Origin of the sequence: Kaistia defluvii, from assembly GCF_026343955.1 — a bacterium.
GTDB lineage: Bacteria > Pseudomonadota > Alphaproteobacteria > Rhizobiales > Kaistiaceae > Kaistia > Kaistia defluvii.
Genome location: NZ_JAPKNI010000011.1, coordinates 75,697 through 94,616, shown reverse-complemented (window position 1 = coordinate 94,616; position 18,920 = coordinate 75,697). Strand labels below are relative to the sequence as shown.

Sequence of the window (18,920 nt, the reverse complement as noted above, 5' to 3'; positions counted from 1 at the left end):
GATGGACGACCACCTCAAGGCGGAACTGCTGCAGCGGGCGCAGGAAGTCCGCCTCAACGCCCACGCGCCCTATTCGAAGTTCCGGGTCGGCGCCGCGGTGCTGACCGAGGATGGCGAGGTCTATGTCGGCGCCAATGTCGAGAACGCCGCCTATCCCGAGGGCTGGTGCGCCGAGACCTCGGCGATCGGTCAGATGATCGCCGCCGGCATCCCCGGCGAGGGCCGCCGCATCGCCGCCGTGGTGGTCGTGGCCGACCGGGTCGATGGCGGCATCGTCTGCACGCCCTGCGGCGGCTGCCGCCAGAGGCTGAAGGAATTCTCGCATCCCAGCACGCTGATCCATTGCTCGGATCCGACCGGCGACGGCCAGGATTTCACCATGGCGCAGCTGCTGCCGGCCGGCTTCTCGATGGACGAGCGGTTCTGATGTCCGCGCTTCGGGACGACGGCCGCGCCGCGGCCGCCGTGCTGCGCGACCGGCGCGACGCGCCCTACCGCATCGGTATCGTGCTCGGCTCCGGCCTCGGTCCGCTGGCCGAAGCGGTGACTGACGCTGTCCGCATCCCCTATGCCGAGCTGCCGGGCATGCCCGTTTCGAAGGTCTCGGCGCATGCCGGGTCGCTGGTGGCGGGGCGGCTGGAAGGCGTCGAGGTCCTCGTTTTCTCCGGCCGCTCGCACTTCTACGAATCCGGCGATGCCTCGGTGATGCGCAACGCCATCGGCATGCTGAAGGCGCTCGGCTGCGAGGGCGCGATCCTCACCAACGCGGCCGGTTCGCTCCGCCCCGAAATGGGGCCGGGCTCGCTGATGATGCTGGAAGACCACATCAATCTCTCCGGCCGCAATCCGCTGATCGGCGAAGAGACCGATGCGCGCTTCGTCGGGCTTTCGGTCGCCTATGACCTGGTCTGGCGCGCGGGACTGGAGCGCGCGGCCAAGCGCGAGGGCGTCGATCTCGAAAGCGGCGTCTATATGTGGTTCTCCGGCCCGTCCTTCGAGACGCCGGCCGAAATCCGCATGGCGCGCATCCTCGGCGCCGACGCCGTGGGCATGTCGACCGTGCCGGAAACCATTCTGGCGCGGTTCTTCGGGCTGAAGGTCGCCGCCATCTCCAACATCACCAATCTCGGCGCCGGCATGGCGGCGGGCGAGCTGTCGCATGAGGAGACCAAGGAAATGGCTCCCTTAGGCGCGAAGAAGCTCGAAAAGATCATCCGCCGGTTCCTGCGGGATCTGGAGGACTGACGAAGGGGGCCCGCCACCTCTCCCATGGGGAGAGGTGAGGTATAGTGCGATCCGTGACCATGGCTGGACGCGTATCGGTTTGGGAGGCGTGCCAAGAAGATGCTGCCGCAGGAAATCATCCGCGCCAAGCGCGAGGGCGAGGCGCTTGCCCCCGAGGCGATCCGCTTCATGGTCGAGGGCCTGACCTCCGGCGCCGTATCGGAAGGCCAGGTCGCCGCCTTCGCCATGGCGATCTTCTTCCGTGGCATGACCCGCGACGAGGCGGTGGCGCTGACGCTCGCCATGCGCGATTCCGGCTCGGTGCTCGATTGGTCGCATCTCGATGGCCCCGTCGTCGACAAGCATTCGACCGGCGGCGTCGGCGACAATGTCTCGCTGATGCTGGCTCCGATGGTGGCTGCCTGCGGCGTCTATGTGCCGATGATCTCCGGCCGTGGCCTCGGCCATACCGGCGGCACGCTCGACAAGTTCGATTCGATCCCCGGCTACAGGAGCCAGCCGGACCTCGCCCTGTTTCGCCAGGTGGTGAAGGATTGCGGCACCGCCGTCATCGGCCAGACGGCCGATCTCGCGCCGGCCGACAAGCGCCTCTACGCCATCCGCGACGTCACCGCGACGGTCGAATCGATCCCGCTGATCACAGCCTCGATCCTGTCGAAGAAGCTCGCCGCCGGGCTGCAGGGGCTCGTCCTCGACGTCAAGACCGGCACCGGCGCCTTCATGGCGAGCCATGCCGACGCCCGCGCGCTGGCAAGAAGCCTGGTCGAGGTGGCGAACGGCGCCGGGGTCCCCACCACCGCGCTGATCACCGACATGAACGAGCCGCTGGCGCCGGCCGCCGGCAACGCGCTCGAGATGCGCAATGCGGTGCACTACCTGACAGGCGCGGCCCGCGACGCGCGGCTGCACGAGGTCACCGTGGCGCTCGGCGCCGAGATGCTGATCACCGCCGGCCGCGCCGAGGGCGTCAGCGCCGCGCGCGAGCGCATCGAGACGGCGCTCGCCTCCGGCCGCGCGGCGGAAATCTTTGGACGCATGGTGGCGGGGCTCGGCGGGCCGGCCGATTTCGTCGAGCGCGTCGACGACTACCTGCCCCGCGCCGAGATCGTCCGCGACGTGCTGGCCGGGGAGGAGGGTCATGTCAGCGCCATCGACACCCGTGCCGTCGGCATAGCGGTGATCGAGCTTGGCGGCGGCCGCCGCATGGCGAGCGACCCGATCGACCTCTCCGTCGGCTTTTCCGATCTGGCCGGCATCGGCGCGCCGGTGGACGCGCAGACGCCGCTCGGCCGGGTGCACGCGAAATCGGAATCCGACGCCGACCGCGCCTCGGCGCTGCTGCGCGCCGCCTACCGCCTCGGCCCGCGCCCGGAAGTCACCGCGACGGTGTATGAGCGGGTCGAGGGCTGATCTCTTGTTCGTCGGCCGGCGCCAGCGCGGGCGGCCTTGCTTCGCCCGTCAGGCTGTGGGTGTGGTCGAGGATCGGCCGGACCTCGATGCTGCCCATCCGCGCCATGGGCGAGGCCCTGGCGATCGCGATCGCCGCGTCCCGGTCTTCCGCCTCGATGATCAGGAAGCCGCCCAGCATCTCCTTGGCCTCGGTGAAGGGGCCGTCGGTGACGTTGGCCTGCCCCGCCCGGACGCGCACCACGGCGGCGGTCTCGGGCGGTTGCAGTGGCCGCGCCAGGATCAGCTGCCCCGCCCGGCGCAGGGCCCAATCCTGTTCGATCGTCTCGTCGGTGAGCCGGGCTTGCTCTTCGTTCGACAACGCCGCCATCGCGTCGCCGTCGATATAGACCAGGCAGGCAAACTGCATCGGAAGCTCCTTCGATCGGGGGGCGAGCGCGGGCTTGGCCTCTATCGGTATTCCAGCTCCGGATACCAGTCGGTGCCGCGGCCTTCCGGCGTCAGGTCGAGCACGGTCCAGATCGGCATCACGTCGGGGGCGCCGCGCGGATCCTGGCCGGGGTCGGCCGTCTCGCCCATCTCGTCGCGCCAGAAATGGCGGATGACGCCATCCTTGCGTGTAAACACGTTGAGCGCCGGGATGTCGGCATCCTCGCGACTGGCAAAATCCCGCGTGTAATCGCCGCTCATGTCCGAATAGAGTTTCAGCGCCTTCCAGCCGCGCTCCTGCTTGAACGCCTGGAGCCGCTCGATCGGCGAGCGGGCGACCATGGCGAAGGCGACGCGCTGCTCGATATCCCGCGCCTCGCCGTCCCAGGCGCTCAGCAGCGCCGTGCACATCGGGCAGGGGCGCTTGCGCTGCGGCCCATACATGTAGTTGTAGACGACCAGCGTCGTGTGCTCGCCGAACAGGCCGGCAAGATCGACCGGCCCCACCTCGCTCTCGAAGCGGTAGTCCTTCTCGACGATGGCGCCCGGCGGCAGGGCGCGGCGCTGCGCCGCCACCCGCTCGATATGGCGGCGAAGCTCGATTTCCTCCGCCAGCAGCGCCTGCCGCGCCTGGCGATAGGCCTCGCTCTCGTTCGGCACGCGGCCGGTGTTGCGGGCCGCCATTTCCCGGGCCGGGACGAGCGTCTCCGGCGGGACGATCTGGTCATGAGGCATCACTTCCTCCCTTTGCCGCCATGCGCGGGCGCCGCCGGAACGACGGCGCCTCATCCCCTCAACGAGCGAGCGTGGGAGAAATCGACAGGTCCGGGCAAAAAAGTGTCGCCGACGCCCTATTCGGCCCATTCGCTGTCGGTGGTGAAGGCGATGGTGAGCCAACGATTATAGCTCTCGTCGCCGATCGCCTCGCCGATCTCGTCGCGGATCCGGTCCCATGCCTCCAGCCGCCGCGCCGGTTCGTTCTTGGCGACGATGAAATAGATCTCGATCTGCTTGGCGCGTCCCACCTTGGCGACATAGGCGCGATAGGCGAGAAAGCCATGCCGCCGGACCGTATCCGTCGCCACCTGGTCGACATGCTCCTTCAGATCGGCCGGCGCCAGCAGCAGCATCTCCGAGACCGCCTGCCGCACCGTGCCGATCGGGATCGGGATGATGGCGGCGCTGATCACGGCGAGCGCGACGGGATCGATATAGGGCGAGATCCATTCATGCGCCGTGCCCTCGACGGCATAGCCGATGGCGAAGGCGATGAGCAGCGCGCCGCTGATCGCGCCCGACATCACCCAGGAATGGATGTCGAGCTTGAGAAAATCCGACTGGATCCTGCGGTTGGCGCGCCAGTCGACCACCGTCATCACGATGCAGACGACCAGCGTCGCCGCGGCATAGATGATGGCATAGCCGAATTCCAGCTCGCGCCCGCCGCCCTGGATCGAGAGGATGGCGTTGATCAGCGCATAGATGGCGACGATGATCAGGATGGTGCCGTTGAGGCCCAGCACGATCGGCTCGAGATGCCAGAAGCCCATGCTGAAGCGGTTGCGCAGTTTTCCCGAAATTGCGTCGCGCTGGGCGGATTGCACGATCAGGTGCGACACGCCGAGCGCCACCGTGGTCATGGCGGCGTCGGCCAGCGCATAGACGCCGTCAAAGGCGATGGAAAACGACCCCGAAAGCAGGCCAAAGCTGATGCCGAACGCCGCGACGACAAAGGTGATCGCGATCGACGCGCGGAGGATGGTCTGTTCGGTGAGCAATCGTTTCTCCCTGGCGTCGCGTCGGCCGGCCGCCGGCGGCGGCGCGGACCTTAGCGAGACGGACGCTGGGATGCACGCCCGCTTTCACGCAAGCAGGCCGCGCAGCAGCACGTAGCTGCCGACCGATATCACCACGCCGGCGAAGATCGGGCCGAGCCAGGCCTTGCGGCTGGACAGGTGCCGGCCGGCCGCCGCGCCGACAAGGCCGCCGGCCACGCCGCCCAGCACGAAGACGAAGGCCAGCGGCCAGTCGACCAGGCCGCTGGCGGCATAGCTCGACGCCGTCGCCGCGCCGAAGGCGCTGACGGCCACCAGCGACGTGCCGATGGCGAAGGTCAGCGGCATGCCGGTCGCCAGCATCAGGCCGGGGACGATGAGAAAGCCGCCGCCAATGCCGAAGAAGCCGGAGAGGCCGCCCACGGCGAAGCCGGTCGCGATCAGGCGCGGCAGCAGATGGCGGGCGGTTTCCGCCGTCAGGCGGACCTCCTCCTTGCCGGCCGTGCCGCGCCGGCGCAGCATGATCAGCCCGACGACGATCATCAGCGCGCCGAACAGCATCAGCAGCTTGTGGCCGTCAATGGCCTTGGCCAGTTCCGCGCCGGCGAGCGCGCCGATCACGCCCGCCGCCGCGAAGACCGCGCCGCAGCGCCACTTCACCCGGCCCGCCCGCCAATGCGGCATGAGATTGGCGAAGGCGCTGGCCGCCACCGCCACCGTCGCGGTTCCGATCGCGACATGCGGCGACGCGACGCCGACGCCATAGACCAGGAACGGAACCGCGAGGATCGAGCCGCCGCCGCCGACCAGCGCCAGCACGAAGCCGACGATCGAGCCGAAGAAGGCGCCGAGCAGGTCTGTGAAGAGGCTTGGCATGATCATCCCCTGAACCTCAGCCCGCCATCGTCGACGGCGTGCGGTTCCATGGCGCCAGCCGCAGGATCCGCGCCATGGCGCAGGTGCCCGAGACGCCCGCGAAGACCAGGCCCGCGCCGACGAAGCCGGACAGCCAGTAGAAGGCCGGATGTACCAGCGTGCCGAGCAGCGCGCCGATGACGACCAGGCTGCCGGCCACGATCTGCACCTGGCGCATCATCTCGATCGGCTGCCGCCGGTCGGCGACGACGGCATGGCCGGCCTTCTTCCAGGCGTCGAGTCCGCCTTCCAGCCGATAGGCCTCGCTGGGCGCGGCGGCGGCCAGCCGGTCGGCATGCGCCGTCGTGCGGGCGCCGGAGCGGCAGGTGAAGATGACGGTCCGGCCGGGCTCCGTATCGAGCGCCTGCAGCGTCGAAAGCGGCCGGGGCCTGGCGCCTGCAATGTGTTCGCGGCGGAATTCGTCCGCTTCACGGACATCGACCAGCAGCGCGCCGCTCTCGATCAGTTCCTTCGCCCGGTCTGCCGGAATTGCCTTCAGGGTCATGGTTTCGTTCCTTTGTGTCAGGTCTGGGGTGTGGTTGCCGTACGGCAATAGAGTCGGTGCAGCACGGCGATCAGTTCGCCGATGCGAGGGTCGTCGAGGCGATACCAGATCGTCTGGCTGTCGCGCCGGGAGGTGACGATGCCGCTCTCGCGCATCTTGGCGAGGTGCTGCGACAGCGCCGACTGGCTGAGGCCCACCGTTTCCGCGAGGGCACCGACGGTCATTTCGCCATTCTCGACGAGCCTGCAGAGCACCATCAGCCGCCTCTCATTGCCCAGCGCCCGCAGCAGATCGGCGACTTCCATCGCATTGGCTTCGAAGGCGGCCAGATCCAGGGCGGCGAGGTCGTGCGGCATGAGAGCTTTCCTTTCTATTAGGTGTTGCTAAATTAGTGATCTCTAATATATATGTCAAGAACTAACCGAGAAAGGAGACATTCATGTCGTCGTCCCCAAGCGCGCCCGTCATCCGGGCCTTCTTCGATGAACCCACCCATACGATCAGCTATCTCGTCGCCGATCCGGTCACCCGGAAGGCCGCCGTCATCGATCCGGTGCTCGACTATGACCCGCGTTCCGGAACGGTCGATCTGCGCTCGGTCCGTGCCATCCTCGCCGCCGCGCGCGAGGCGGGATGGGATATCGTCTGGGCGCTCGAGACGCACGCCCATGCCGATCACCTGTCGGGCGCTCCCTATATCAAGGCCGAGACCGGCGCCACGATCGGCATCGGCGAGCACATCAAGGACGTGCAGCGCATCTTCCGGCCGGTCTTCAACGCGACCGACCTGAAGACCGATGGCAGCGATTTCGATCATCTGTTCAAGGATGGCGAGCGCTTCCGCATCGGCGAGCTTGAGGCCTCGGTGCTGCACACGCCCGGCCATACGCCGGCCGACATCGTCTATCGGGTCGGCGATGCCGCCTTTGTCGGCGACACGCTGTTCATGCCGGACTATGGAACGGCGCGGGCGGATTTTCCCGGCGGCGACGCCCGCACGCTGTATCGCTCGATCCAGCGCCTGCTGGACCTGCCGGGCGAGACGCGGCTGTTCATGTGCCATGACTACAAGGCGCCGGGCCGCGACCGCTACGCTTGGGAGACCACCGTGCAGGCGCAGCGCGACGGCAACGTGCATGTCGGCGCGGGCACCAGCGAGGCCGAGTTCGTCGCGATGCGCGAGAGCCGCGACGCGACCCTGTCGGCCCCGACGCTGCTGCTGCCCTCGATCCAGGTCAACATCCGCGCCGGGCGGATGCCCGCCGCCGAAAGCAACGGCGTGCGATATCTGAAGATTCCGGTGAAGGCCGCTCCCGACACGGCACTCCTGTGATCGGAAGCGTCACCGGCAGAGGGGCGTTTTCTGACGTGCGCCCCTCAAATTTCGATTTCTCTCTTTCCAGCTTTGGCCTAGAAAAGGCGCGGGCCGGCGCAGCCGGCAAAGACGGATCGTTTCAGGGACGGAAAACCTCATGACCAGCGGCGCCATCTATCCGAGCCTCAAGGGCCGGACCGTGCTCATCACCGGCGGCGGCAGCGGAATCGGCGAAGCCATCGTTCGCCACTTCGTCGCGCAGGGCTCGAAAGTCGGCTTCCTCGACATCAACGCCGAGGCTTCCGAGGCGCTGGTGAAGGAGCTTTCCGCCACCGGCACCGTGCATTTCGAGAAGTGCGACCTGCGCGACATCGCGGCGCTGCGCCAGTCGATCGAGAACGTGCGCCAGAAGCTCGGCCCGATCACCATCCTGGTCAACAACGCCGCCCACGACCAGCGTCACAAGCTGGAAGACGTGACGCCCGAATATTGGGACGAGCGCTATCAGGTCAACATCCGCCACCAGTTCTTCGCCGCCCAGGCCGTGGCCGAGGACATGAAGGCAGCCGGCGGCGGCGCGATCATCAATATGGGCTCGACGTCCTGGATGATCGGCCAGGGCGGCATGCCGGCCTACACCTCGGCGAAGTCCGCCGTGCAGGGCCTGACCCGCGGCCTGGCGCGTGATCTCGGACCGTTCAACATCCGCGTCTGCTGCGTCGTCCCGGGCTGGATCATGACCCAGCGCCAGATCGATCTGTGGCTGACGCCGGAAGCCGAAGCCGACCTGATGGCCAAGCAGTGCCTGAAGCGCAAGCTCTACCCGGACGACATCGCCAAGCCGGTGCTGTTCTTCGCCTCGGACGAGGCCTCGGGCTGCACCAATCAGAGCTATGTCGTCGACGGCGGCTGGGTCTGAGACTTTTCTGCTTCACCAGGAAAAGGCCGGCGTTCGCGCCGGCCTTTTTTATGCCTTTGATGGGGAAGGACCTATCCGCGACACTCACCCTCGCCGTCATCCCGGGCTTGACCCGGGATCCATGCAGCCGACGGCCCAGGGAAGCTGCATGGATCCCGCCTTCGCGGGATGCCGCCGGAGTCGGATACGGCGCCGTTTTGCTCCCTGCCAGGCGAGAGATGAGGCGTTTGGCGCAGGGTTTGAGGGAAAAACCCTCACCCCAGCCCTCTTCCGCGCGCGGGAGAGGGCGCAGGTCGAGCCTCGCTCCTTCCGCACCGATCTCCGTTCAGACCACACACCCGATCCAAACGCGCCGTCCGAAAAGCCCTCTCCCGCGCGCGGGAGAGGGCTGGGTGAGGGGCTTGCTTGCAGGCTGAGGGAAAAACCCTCACCCCAGCCCTCTCCCGTGGACGGGAGAGGGCGCAGGTCGAGCCTCGCTCCTTCTGCACCGATCTCCGTTCAGACCACACACCCGATCCAAACACGCCGTCCGAAAAGCCCTCGCCCGCGCGCGGGAGAGGGTTGGGTGAGGGGCTTGCTTGCAGGCTGAGGGAAAATCCTCCCACAATCGTGAAGGGCAAATCCAGCCCCCCGTTCGCCGCGTGCGAAGAGCGGGGCAGGCCGAGGCCTATTCCAGCCCTTCGAACAGCGCCGTCGACAGATAGCGCTCGGCGAAGGAGGGGATGATGATGACGATGTTCTTGCCGGCATTTTCTGGGCGCGCGCCGACCTTCAGGGCTGCGGCGACCGCGGCGCCCGACGAGATACCGACCGGGATGCCTTCGACCCGCGCCACTTCGCGCGCCGTTTCCAGCGCCTCGGCGCTGGCGATCTGCACCACCTCGTCATAGATCGTCGTGTCGAGCACGCCGGGAATGAAGCCGGCGCCGATGCCCTGGATCTTGTGTGGGCCGGGCGCGCCGCCCGAGAGGACCGGGCTTTCGGCCGGCTCGACCGCGATCACCTTCAGCGACGGCTTGCGCGGCTTCAGCGTCTGGCCGACGCCGGTGATCGTGCCGCCGGTGCCGATGCCGGAGATCAGGATGTCGATGCCGCCATCGGTATCGTTCCAGATCTCCTCCGCCGTGGTTTCGCGGTGGATCTGCGGATTGGCCGGGTTCTGGAACTGCTGCGGGATGACGGCGTCGCCGATCTCCGCCTTCAGTTCCTCGGCGCGGGCGATCGCGCCCTTCATGCCCTTCGGCCCCTCGGTCAGGACCAGTTCGGCGCCGAGCAGCTTCAGCATCTTGCGCCGCTCGATCGACATCGTCTCCGGCATGACGAGGATCAGCCGGTAGCCGCGCGCCGCCGCCACGAAGGCGAGGGCGATGCCGGTATTGCCGGAGGTCGGCTCGATCAGCGTGGTCTTGCCGGGCGTGATCGTGCCGGCGGCCTCCATCGCGTCGACCATGGCGACGCCGATGCGGTCCTTGACGGAAGCGATCGGGTTGAAGAATTCGAGCTTGGCCAGCAGATGGGCCTTCACGCCCTTCTGGGCGGCGAGGCGATCGAGCCGGACGATCGGCGTGTCGCCGATCGTGTCGGTGATCGACGCATAGATCTTGCCGCGCCCGCGCTTCTTGTCGTCCGCCATTGGTCGTCTCCTCAACCCGTTGCTCTTGTGGGCGAAATCCTAGTCCAGCCGGCCGGCCGGGTCGAGCCTCGCTATTTCCCGCCGGTCGAGCCGAAGCCGCCGGCGCCGCGCGTCGTTTCGGCCGAGAACTCGCTGACCACCTTGAAGCGCGGCCGCACCACCGGCACGAACATCATCTGGGCGATGCGGTCGCCCGGCTGGATGGTGATCGGCGGCGTGCCGGACGCGTTGCGGTTCCAGACGCTGACCAGGATCGGCCCGAGATAGTCGGCGTCGATCAGCCCGGTCGAATTGCCGAGCACCAGGCCCGTCTTATGGCCGAGGCCGGAGCGGGGCAGGATCATCGCGGCAACGAACGGGTCGCGGATGAACAGCGACAGCCCGCTCGGGATCAGCACGGCCGGCGAGCCGGCCTCGATCGAGAGCGGGGCGTCGATCGCGGCGCGCAGGTCGATCGCCGCCGCCATGTCGCTCTGATAGGCGGGCATGCCCCAGGCCTCGAGGCGCGGGTCGAGCACCTTCAGTTCGATGGTCGGCTGGTTCGGCACGGCAAGGTCCTCAACGGTAACGGAAGGCTAACGAGGGGTTAACGCGAGAGTAGGCTGTTAACCCGGATGGCGCGGGAAAAGTCGGGGCTGTCGCCGGCGGCGATGCCGAGCGCGCTGATCGCCGCGCGGCGGCGGAATTCGGCCTCGGACAGGCCGGTGCTAAAGCCTTGATTCTGGTAGATATAGCTCGGCAGATAGCCGGATAGCAGGATGCGGTAATCGAAGGGCAGCGCCGGGTCGAGCGCGCGCAGCAGCTGGAAAACCACCGTCGTACAATTGGTGGTGACCGTGTTGTAGAAGGTCGGCACCTCCGCCAGATGGTTGCCGGTCTCCAGATAGGACAGGAACAGTGCCCGCATCCCGGCCTTGGGCATGTGGACGGGATAGAGATAGACGTCCTCTCCCCGGATGTTGGTGCGAAGGCGGATGATGTCGCGCTCGTCGGCGGCGATCAGCGCCAGGTCGAATTCCTTGAAGAAACCGCCGATCGAGGAGAAGCTCTCGCCCTGCTCCTTGCGGATTTCCGCCGAGAAAACAACATGTTGTCCGTCTTCGAAACCGAAGGAGACAAGCGTGTGGGCAATCGCCGGTCCCGCCCAATAGGACAGGAACAGGTCGACCGATTCGATCTTCGACAGGTCGTAGGACCGCGTTTCCCAGCGCGGCGTGAACGCGGTCTCGGTCTGCCAGTCGAAGTTGCGGACGTTTTGCAGCGTGACGATGTCGCCGTCACGGGTGCCGGTGACGATGTGTTCGACATCCGGCGCCCATTCGTGATCGAAGCTCGGCTTTATGCTCGTCCACCACAGCAGCGCCGCGATCAGCGCCAGCGCATAGACGCCGCGAACGATCCACGAACGTCTTGTCATTTCAAGGAAAAGAACCCCGAGCGCGAACGCGCCCCAGATGCCGATGGCGATCTTCACGGCCGTTGGCGGCAGCGGCAGCTGGTACCAGAAGGCCATGCCGACCAGCGCGGCCGTGAGCGCGATCAGCAACCAGAGGAGCAGTCGTCCGATCCAGCGGAGGAGGGTCAGGAGGGCGCGGATGATGGGGCCTCGTTCAGGCGGTCGGCTTCAGGCGGCCGGCGATCCAGTGCACCAGGCGGCGCGCCACCTCGTCTTTCGGCAGCTGCGGCCAGCTTTCGATCCCCTCCGGCGTCACCAGATGCACGGTGTTGGCGGCGCCGCCCATGACATTGTTCGCCGGCGAAACATCGTTGGCGACGATGATGTCGGCGCCCTTGCGACCCAGCTTTTTCTCCGCGTTTTCAAGTACATCGTCCGTCTCGGCGGCAAAGCCGACGACGAGGCCGGGGCGGCCATCCCGGCGATGCGCGATGGTCGCGAGGATGTCGGGATTCTCGGTCACGTGCAGGGGCGGCACGATACCGCTGCCGTCCTTCTTCAGCTTCGAGCCCGCCTCATGCGCCGGCCGCCAGTCGGCGACAGCGGCGGCGAAGATCGCGATGTCGGCGGGAAGCGCGATCTCGACGGCGGCGAGCATGTCGCGCGCCGTCTCGACCCGGCGCACCGAGACGCCGTCCGGATCCGCCAAGCCGACCGGCCCGGCGACCAGCGTCACGCGGGCGCCGGCGGCGGCGGCCGCGGCCGCGATGGCAAAGCCCTGCTTGCCGGAGGAGCGGTTGGCAATGTAGCGGACGGGATCGATCGGCTCGTGCGTCGGTCCGGCTGTCACAAGAACATGCTTGCCCAACAAAGGCTTGGCATCGGCGACGTTGTCGGATGAATCAGCTTTGCCTGCCGCAAGAAGCGCCTCGACGGCGGCGACGATAGCGAGCGGCTCGGACATCCGCCCGGTTCCGGCCTCGCCGCTCTCGGCCATCTCGCCGCGTTCGGGACCGGCGAGCCGGATGCCGTCGGCGAGCAGGGTCGCGATATTGCGCTGGGTCGCCGGATGCACCCACATGGCCGGGTTCATCGCCGGCGCGACGAGGACGGGCAGTCGGGTCGCGAGCAGGATCGCGCTGGCGAGGTCGTCGGCATGGCCGCCCGCCATTTTTGCCATCAGGTCGGCGGTGGCGGGGGCAACAACGATCAGATCGGCCTCGCGGGCCAGCCGGATATGGCCGACATCCTGCTCGGCTTCCCGGTCGAACAGCTCGGTATAGACCGTGCCGCCGGCGAGCGCGCCGGCTGCGAGCGGGGTGATGAATTCCGTCGCGCCCTTGGTCATGACGACTCGAACCGTCGCGCCGCGCTCCTTGAGGCGGCGGATCAGGTCGAGGCCCTTATAGGCGGCTATGCCGCCGGCGATGACGAGCAGGATGCGCTTGTCCTGAAGCGTCGCGTCCGAATGCGCCATGATGCTTCCCCGCTGTCGTCTCCGCGCGGTGCGCGAGGGCCAGAGCTACGTGAACATATTCCAGGCGAGCAGCACAACCGCCACCCAGACGCCGACCGTCAGCCAGCGATTGCCGCGGCCCTCGGCGCGGCCGATCGCCTCGACAGTTTCCGGCGACAGGGTGATGCCGTCGCGGGTCGCGTCGCTCAACTGCGCGGCGATCCGGGCGCCATGCTGCAGCATGGTGGGCAGGCTGGTGACGGCGCGGCCGAGATCGGCGATGCCGGAGCCGGCCTCCTGCAGCTTGCCGAGGGGGCCGAGATTGCGCTCGATCCATTCGCGCACCACCGGCTCGGAGGCGTCCCACATGTCGAAGGTGGGATCGAGCGAGCGGGCGACGCCTTCGACGACGACCATCGTCTTCTGCAGCATCAGAAGCTCCGGCCGCGTCTGCATGTCGAAAAGTTCGGTGACTTCGAACAGCAGCGTCAGCAGCTTGGCCATCGAGATGTCGCTGGCCGGCTGGCCGTGGATCGGCTCGCCAATGGCGCGCAGCGCCTGGGCGAAATCCTCCGGCGCGTGGCGGGCGGGGACGTAGCCGGCCTCCATATGCACTTCGGCGATGCGCAGATAGTCACGCTTGATGAAACCGTAGAGGATTTCGGCGAGGAAGCGCCGCTCGGCCTGGCCGAGCCGTCCCATGATGCCGAAATCGACGGCCACGACATCGCCGGCCGCGTCGACGAACAGGTTGCCCTGGTGCATGTCGGCATGGAAGAAGCCGTCGCGCATGGCGTGGCGCAGGAAGGCCTGCATCAGCCGTCGCGCGACCGCCTTGCGGTCATGGCCGGCCGCCTCGATGCCGGCGGGATCGGAAAGCTTGACGCCGTCGATCCATTCCAGCGTCAGCACGTCGCGCGCCGTGCGGGCCCAGTCGACCTTGGGCACGCGGAAGCCGGGGTCGCCCTGGGTGCGCTCGGCCATTTCGGAAAGCGCCGCCGCCTCGAGGCGCAGATCCATCTCCATCGAGACGGAGCGCGCCAGCGTGTCGACCACGGCGAGCGGCTTCAGCCGCTGCATGGCGGGATCGAGCCGCTCGACCAGATGCGCGCCGGCATAGAAGGTCTCGAGATCGCGGCGAAAGCGGCTGCGCACGCCCGGGCGCAGTACCTTGACGGCCACGGCGCGCAAGGTGCCGTCGGCCTCGATCACGTCGGCCTTGTGCACCTGGGCGATGGAGGCGGCGGCGATCGGCGGCGAGAAATTGGCGAAGATCGCCTCGACCGGCTTGCCGAAATTCTTCTCGATGACGACACGGGCCGCCGGCTCGCCGAAGGGCTCGATCTCGTCGCGCAGCCTCCCCAGCGCATCGGCGACATCCTCGCCGACGAAGTCGGGCCGGGTCGCCATGAACTGGCCGAGCTTCACATAGGAAGGGCCGAGCCTGTTGAGGGCGGCGGTGATCCGCTCGCCGCGATCGGCGACCAGCGCCGAGCGGCGCTCGACCAGGCGGCCGAGCCGGACGCCGAGGCGCGCGCCGGAGGGCAGGTCATCGATATCGACGAGGCTGAACGCGCCTTCACGCGCCAGAACGAAACCGGCCGCGGCGAGGCGGAAAAGGGCGGCTATGCCGAGCGCCATCGCGTCAGATTTTCCAGCCCGAGTGAATGGCGGCGATGCCGCCCGTCAGATTGCGATAGGAGACCTTGGCGAAGCCGGCCTGGCGGATCATCTCGGCAAAGCGCTCCTGATGCGGGAAGCGGCGGATCGATTCGACCAGATAGCGATAGCTCTCGCTGTCACCGGCGACCGCCTTGCCCATCGCCGGAATGACGTTGAACGAATAGAAATTGTAGACCTTGTCGAGGCCGGGAACGTCGACGTCGGAAAATTCCAGGCAGAGGAAGCGGCCGCCGGGCTTCAGTACCCGATAGGCCTCCTTCAGTGCCTGGTCGATGCGCGGCACGTTGCGGATGCCGAAGGCGATCGTATAGGCGTCGAAACGGCCATCCTCGAAGGGGAGCTCCTCGGCATTGCCCTCGACGAAGCTGACATGGTCGGCGAGGCCGCGCTTTTCCGCGCGCTCGCGGCCGACTTCCAGCATCGAGGCGTTGATGTCGCAGACCGTCGCGGTCGCCGATTTCTGCGAGCGCTCGACGATGCGGAACGACACGTCGCCGGTGCCGCCGGCGACATCCAGCACCTCGAATGGCCGGTTGCGCGGCGGCGTCAGCCACGACACCATCGCATCCTTCCAGATGCGGTGCAGGCCGGCCGACATCAGATCGTTCATCAGATCGTAGCGCGAGGCCACCTTGTGGAAGACGTCGTTGACCATGCCCTGCTTGGCATCGACGTCGACATCGCGGAATCCGAAGGAGGCACGGCCCTTTTCGGGCGTCTCGCTGCGAGATTCGGTCGCCATGGCGTCCCACTCCTTATATTACGCATGTGAGCCAGCGATCGCGGTGCGGGAAAGCCCGCGAATGCGGCGACCACCGCCCGATCTGGGAAAAATCGAAGTCCTTGATAGCTGATGCGCATCCAGCGCGCCACGGCCCCCATACCCGCAGAGTTGACGCAGCCTAAATGCCAGAACTTCCCGAGGTAGAAACCGTCCGCCAGGGCCTTGCCCCCGCCATGGAGGGCGCCGTGATCGAACGCCTGGAGCAGCGCCGGCCCGACCTTCGCTTTCCCTTTCCCGAGCGCTTTGCCGAAAGGCTGACAGGCCGGCGGATCGAGGGGCTCGGCCGGCGTGCGAAATACCTGCTCGCCGATCTCGACGATGGCGCGGTGCTGATCATGCATCTCGGCATGTCGGGTTCGTTCCGGATCGAGGACGGGCCGGGCGTCGATGCCGAGACGCCGGGCGAGTTCCATCATCCGCGCGGAAAAGCCGCCGCGCATGACCACGTCGTGTTCCATCTCTCGAACGGAAAGCGCGTCATCTATAATGACCCGCGCCGCTTCGGCTTCATGGATCTGGTGGCCCGCGCGGAGATCGAGGCGGCCCGGCATCTCGTCGGCCTCGGCATCGAGCCGGTCGGCAATGCTTTCGATGGCAAGGCGCTGCACGCTTTGTTCCAGGGCAAGAAGACGCCGCTGAAGGCGGCGCTGCTCGACCAGCGGCTGATCGCCGGCCTCGGCAATATCTATGTCTGCGAGGCGCTGCATATGTCCGGCCTGTCGCCGGAGAAAAGCGCCGGGGCGCTCACGGCGAAATCGGCGGAGCGGCTCGCCACCTCGATCCGCGAGGTTCTGGCCGCCGCCATCGCCGCCGGCGGCTCGTCGCTGCGCGATCACCGCCAGGCCAATGGCGAGCTTGGCTATTTCCAGCACTCGTTTCGCGTCTATGACCGCGAAGGCGAGCCATGCCCGACGCCTGGCTGTTCCGGCGTGATTGCGCGCAAGGTGCAGTCCGGCCGCTCGACCTTCTATTGCCCTGTCTGCCAGAAATGAGCGGGAACGGCGCCGCCGCCCGCCGCGCCGCTTGAATGCCGGGCCTGCCTCCTTTAGGCCTGCGGCAAGGTCGCCCTGCTGATTTGCCGATTGGCGGGAGGGCGACGAGCCGAATGCGGGAGCGCGCCATGTCGTCGAAGATCACGCCGTCCGAAGACGCGACCTACGAGACCGTCCTGGTCGAGACCCATTCCGCCGTCGGCCTGATCCGGCTGAACCGGCCGAAGGCGCTGAATGCGCTGAGCCGCCAGCTGATCGCCGACCTGAATGCGGCGCTCGACGGTTTCGAGGCGGATGACGGCATCGGCGCCATCGTGCTCACGGGCTCGGAAAAGGCCTTTGCCGCCGGCGCCGATATCAAGGAGATGCAGGCGCTCGGTTATGTCGACGTCTTCCTGGATGATTTCGTCGCCCGCTGGGAGCGCCTCGCGGCCGTCCGCAAGCCGGTCGTGGCGGCGGTGGCGGGCTTCGCGCTGGGCGGCGGCTGCGAACTGGCGCTCATGTGCGATCTTGTCATCGCGGCTGACAACGCGAAGTTCGGCCAGCCGGAGATCACGCTGGGCCTGATGCCGGGCGCCGGCGGCACCCAGCGCCTCGCCCGTTCGATCGGCAAGGCCAAGACCATGGACATGGTGCTGACCGGCCGGATGATCGACGCGGCGGAGGCCGAGCGTATCGGCCTGGTGTCGCGCGTCGTCCCGACGGCGGAACTGGTCGACCAGGCGATTGCCGCCGCGCAGAAGATCGCGAGCCTGTCGCGACCGTCCGTGCTGATGGCCAAGGAGGCGGTCAACCGCGCCTTCGAAAGCCCGCTCGCCGACGGCATCCGTACCGAGCGGCGGCTGTTCCATTCGCTGTTCGCAACCGAGGACGCGCGGGAGGGAATGGCGGCGTTCCTCGACAAGCGGCCAGCGGCGTTCCGCAACCGCTGAATCCTGCGCTTCCCGATTGACGGCGCGCGGGCAGATGATTATAAGCCGCCCATGAACCCGGGGCGGCCGCGAAGCTGCCTCTTCCGTTTAGCCTGAACTCCTATGGGTTCGTGGCACGGAAAGTCCAACGAACCGCTTTTTCAGGAAGGCCCCTCATGGCCAATACGCCGTCCGCCAAGAAGGCGACCCGCAAGATTGCTCGCCGTGCCGAGGTCAACCGCAATCGCCGCAGCCGCATGCGCACGCATGTGCGCAAGGTTGAAGAGGCGATCGCGTCCGGCAACGCCGCCGCTGCCGCCGAGGCGCTCAAGAACGCCCAGCCGGAACTGATGCGCGCTGCCCAGAAGGGCGTGCTGCACAAGAACACCGCTTCCCGCAAGGTTTCGCGCCTCGCAGCGCGCGTGAAGGCGATTTCCGCCTGATCTGCAGACTTTCTGGGGATTGACAAAAGCTCGGCTTCGGCCGGGCTTTTTTGTTATGCGGGTAAGTGTCTGCCCTGCCTCAGAAATGCCGTTATGGCCCTTGCGGAAGCGCGGCAAGCCAGACTGCTTCGCATCATTTAGTGAGCAAAATCAATGGCTTATCGGGCGGTCGGCATGACCCCCATCGACTCGGCGGGATTCCAGTCGAGTCAAGGGCCGCGGGTCGAATATTTTTCGCCTGCTTCGGATCTTTTCTCGGCCCCCGCCGCCGCCATCTGAACCCTTTGAGTCGTAAGGGATTCGGACGGGCTGGAGGGGGGGATGGGGTGGGAGCCAGGGGGTGCGGCGCCGGGGCGCGGGCGAATCTTGGTGTTGCGCCGTTGCGAGCCACCAACCCGCTGTGTATTTTCCCCTTCATGGACACGACAGCAAAAGTCGTCGTCCGCCGGAGGGGTGATCCGGCAATTATTCAAACAGGCGTTTCTCGCCTCTGAGAGTCTAGGGGCGCAACGGCAGTGAAATCGCGAACATTAAGTTTGCTCTATATGTAGTGTTTTTGCGTATTTAACTGCTTCCGCGTTCTGGAAGAACCTCCACCACCCTGTATCAACGACCGTTTTACATAGTGCGTGACCCGCCGGTCATGTGCGTGAGGGGGCAGTATGTCTCGTTCGCCTGCCGGCAGCTTCGCCGGCGACGTTTCGGCCGATGAGGCTTGGGAAGGTCTCTCCAGCGAGCCGCAGTCGATGCTGATCGACGTGCGGACCCGGGCCGAGTGGGCTTATGTCGGCATTGTCGACCTGAGCGCCATCGGCAAGGAGACGCTGCTGGTGGAATGGCAGAGCTACCCGACGATGGCGGTCAATGCCGACTTCGCCGAGGTGCTCGCGGCCGAACTGGACCGACGCGGCGTCGGTCGCGAGACGGCCTTGTATTTTCTGTGCCGGTCCGGCGCGCGCAGCCTCGCGGCAGCGAACGCCCTGGCCGATGCCGGTTTCGACCGGTGCTTCAACATTGCCGGCGGCTTTGAAGGGCCGCTGGACGAGGGCCGACATCGCGGTTCCGTGGATGGCTGGAAAGCTGCGGGACTGCCTTGGGTCCAATCATGATTA

21 protein-coding genes are annotated in these 18,920 nt (G+C 67.0%); 9 read left to right on the top strand and 12 right to left on the bottom strand.

All coding sequences use genetic code 11. The features are described from left to right. The first annotated feature begins 1 nt into the window (after position 1). From cdd to deoA, 3 genes are all read left to right on the top strand, one after another. Positions 2 to 427, top strand: a complete 426-nt coding sequence (gene cdd / locus OSH10_RS21095; protein ID WP_266334404.1) for a cytidine deaminase — start codon at positions 2 to 4, stop codon at positions 425 to 427. Next, a complete protein-coding gene (locus OSH10_RS21090; protein WP_266334402.1) occupies positions 427 to 1,245 on the top strand; it encodes a purine-nucleoside phosphorylase in 819 nt (272 codons plus the stop codon). Before cdd ends, OSH10_RS21090 begins: the two co-directional genes overlap by 1 nt. A gap of 99 nt (positions 1,246 to 1,344) precedes the next feature. Further along, positions 1,345 to 2,655, top strand: a complete 1,311-nt coding sequence (deoA, locus tag OSH10_RS21085; protein ID WP_266334400.1) for a thymidine phosphorylase — start codon at positions 1,345 to 1,347, stop codon at positions 2,653 to 2,655. Here deoA and OSH10_RS21080 read toward each other — a convergent pair. The 6 genes from OSH10_RS21080 to OSH10_RS21055 all read right to left on the bottom strand — a co-directional run bounded on the left by OSH10_RS21080 (position 2,621) and on the right by OSH10_RS21055 (position 6,632). Next, positions 2,621 to 3,061 (bottom strand): YciI family protein, encoded by a 441-nt coding sequence (locus tag OSH10_RS21080; RefSeq protein WP_266334398.1) that lies wholly within the window; start codon positions 3,059 to 3,061, stop codon positions 2,621 to 2,623. The genes deoA and OSH10_RS21080 overlap by 35 nt on opposite strands. A gap of 41 nt (positions 3,062 to 3,102) precedes the next feature. Continuing rightward, entirely contained in the window at positions 3,103 to 3,816 is a 714-nt protein-coding gene (locus OSH10_RS21075) for a DUF899 family protein (protein WP_266334396.1), read from the bottom strand. Positions 3,817 to 3,932: 116 nt separating this feature from the next. Further along, positions 3,933 to 4,859 carry a cation diffusion facilitator family transporter gene (locus tag OSH10_RS21070; protein ID WP_266334394.1) on the bottom strand — a complete coding sequence of 309 codons (927 nt, stop codon included), beginning with the start codon at positions 4,857 to 4,859 and terminating at the stop codon, positions 3,933 to 3,935. Positions 4,860 to 4,943: 84 nt separating this feature from the next. After that, positions 4,944 to 5,732: a sulfite exporter TauE/SafE family protein gene (locus OSH10_RS21065; protein WP_266334392.1), complete on the bottom strand. Its 789-nt coding sequence runs from the start codon at positions 5,730 to 5,732 to the stop codon at positions 4,944 to 4,946. Positions 5,733 to 5,748: 16 nt separating this feature from the next. Beyond that, the gene (locus tag OSH10_RS21060) at positions 5,749 to 6,276 is read right to left on the bottom strand and encodes a rhodanese family protein (protein WP_266334390.1); all 528 of its coding nucleotides are present in this window, start codon (positions 6,274 to 6,276) and stop codon (positions 5,749 to 5,751) included. Between the two features lie 17 nt (positions 6,277 to 6,293). After that, entirely contained in the window at positions 6,294 to 6,632 is a 339-nt protein-coding gene (locus OSH10_RS21055; RefSeq protein ID WP_266334388.1) for an ArsR/SmtB family transcription factor, read from the bottom strand. Between the two features lie 83 nt (positions 6,633 to 6,715). On the opposite strand from OSH10_RS21055, the gene OSH10_RS21050 reads away from it, so the two are divergent. Beyond that, positions 6,716 to 7,609, top strand: a complete 894-nt coding sequence (locus OSH10_RS21050; RefSeq protein WP_266334386.1) for an MBL fold metallo-hydrolase — start codon at positions 6,716 to 6,718, stop codon at positions 7,607 to 7,609. A gap of 139 nt (positions 7,610 to 7,748) precedes the next feature. Continuing rightward, positions 7,749 to 8,510, top strand: a complete 762-nt coding sequence (locus OSH10_RS21045) for an SDR family NAD(P)-dependent oxidoreductase (protein ID WP_266334384.1) — start codon at positions 7,749 to 7,751, stop codon at positions 8,508 to 8,510. A 667-nt stretch (positions 8,511 to 9,177) separates the two neighbouring features. Here the strand turns inward: OSH10_RS21045 and cysK are convergent. The 6 genes from cysK to ubiE all read right to left on the bottom strand — a co-directional run bounded on the left by cysK (position 9,178) and on the right by ubiE (position 15,420). Then, positions 9,178 to 10,143, bottom strand: a complete 966-nt coding sequence (cysK, locus tag OSH10_RS21040) for a cysteine synthase A (RefSeq protein ID WP_266334382.1) — start codon at positions 10,141 to 10,143, stop codon at positions 9,178 to 9,180. Positions 10,144 to 10,214: 71 nt separating this feature from the next. Further along, positions 10,215 to 10,691, bottom strand: a complete 477-nt coding sequence (gene dut / locus OSH10_RS21035) for a dUTP diphosphatase (protein WP_266334380.1) — start codon at positions 10,689 to 10,691, stop codon at positions 10,215 to 10,217. A gap of 38 nt (positions 10,692 to 10,729) precedes the next feature. Beyond that, positions 10,730 to 11,689, bottom strand: coding sequence for an Lnb N-terminal periplasmic domain-containing protein (locus OSH10_RS21030; protein ID WP_266334378.1), 960 nt, complete (start codon positions 11,687 to 11,689; stop codon positions 10,730 to 10,732). Positions 11,690 to 11,753: 64 nt separating this feature from the next. Next, positions 11,754 to 13,016 (bottom strand): bifunctional phosphopantothenoylcysteine decarboxylase/phosphopantothenate--cysteine ligase CoaBC, encoded by a 1,263-nt coding sequence (coaBC, locus tag OSH10_RS21025; protein ID WP_266334376.1) that lies wholly within the window; start codon positions 13,014 to 13,016, stop codon positions 11,754 to 11,756. A gap of 45 nt (positions 13,017 to 13,061) precedes the next feature. Then, entirely contained in the window at positions 13,062 to 14,636 is a 1,575-nt protein-coding gene (gene ubiB, locus OSH10_RS21020; RefSeq protein WP_266334374.1) for a 2-polyprenylphenol 6-hydroxylase, read from the bottom strand. Positions 14,637 to 14,640: 4 nt separating this feature from the next. Next, positions 14,641 to 15,420 carry a bifunctional demethylmenaquinone methyltransferase/2-methoxy-6-polyprenyl-1,4-benzoquinol methylase UbiE gene (gene ubiE / locus OSH10_RS21015; protein WP_266334372.1) on the bottom strand — a complete coding sequence of 260 codons (780 nt, stop codon included), beginning with the start codon at positions 15,418 to 15,420 and terminating at the stop codon, positions 14,641 to 14,643. A gap of 164 nt (positions 15,421 to 15,584) precedes the next feature. On the opposite strand from ubiE, the gene mutM reads away from it, so the two are divergent. The 4 genes from mutM to OSH10_RS20995 all read left to right on the top strand — a co-directional run bounded on the left by mutM (position 15,585) and on the right by OSH10_RS20995 (position 18,917). After that, a complete protein-coding gene (gene mutM / locus OSH10_RS21010; protein ID WP_266334370.1) occupies positions 15,585 to 16,454 on the top strand; it encodes a bifunctional DNA-formamidopyrimidine glycosylase/DNA-(apurinic or apyrimidinic site) lyase in 870 nt (289 codons plus the stop codon). 128 nt (positions 16,455 to 16,582) lie between these two features. Continuing rightward, positions 16,583 to 17,386, top strand: a complete 804-nt coding sequence (locus OSH10_RS21005) for an enoyl-CoA hydratase (protein WP_266334368.1) — start codon at positions 16,583 to 16,585, stop codon at positions 17,384 to 17,386. Between the two features lie 155 nt (positions 17,387 to 17,541). After that, complete coding sequence (gene rpsT / locus OSH10_RS21000) at positions 17,542 to 17,808, top strand: 30S ribosomal protein S20 (RefSeq protein WP_018182451.1); 267 nt, start codon at positions 17,542 to 17,544, stop codon at positions 17,806 to 17,808. Positions 17,809 to 18,470: 662 nt separating this feature from the next. After that, the gene (locus OSH10_RS20995; protein ID WP_266334366.1) at positions 18,471 to 18,917 is read left to right on the top strand and encodes a rhodanese-like domain-containing protein; all 447 of its coding nucleotides are present in this window, start codon (positions 18,471 to 18,473) and stop codon (positions 18,915 to 18,917) included. The last annotated feature ends 3 nt before the right edge of the window (positions 18,918 to 18,920 follow it).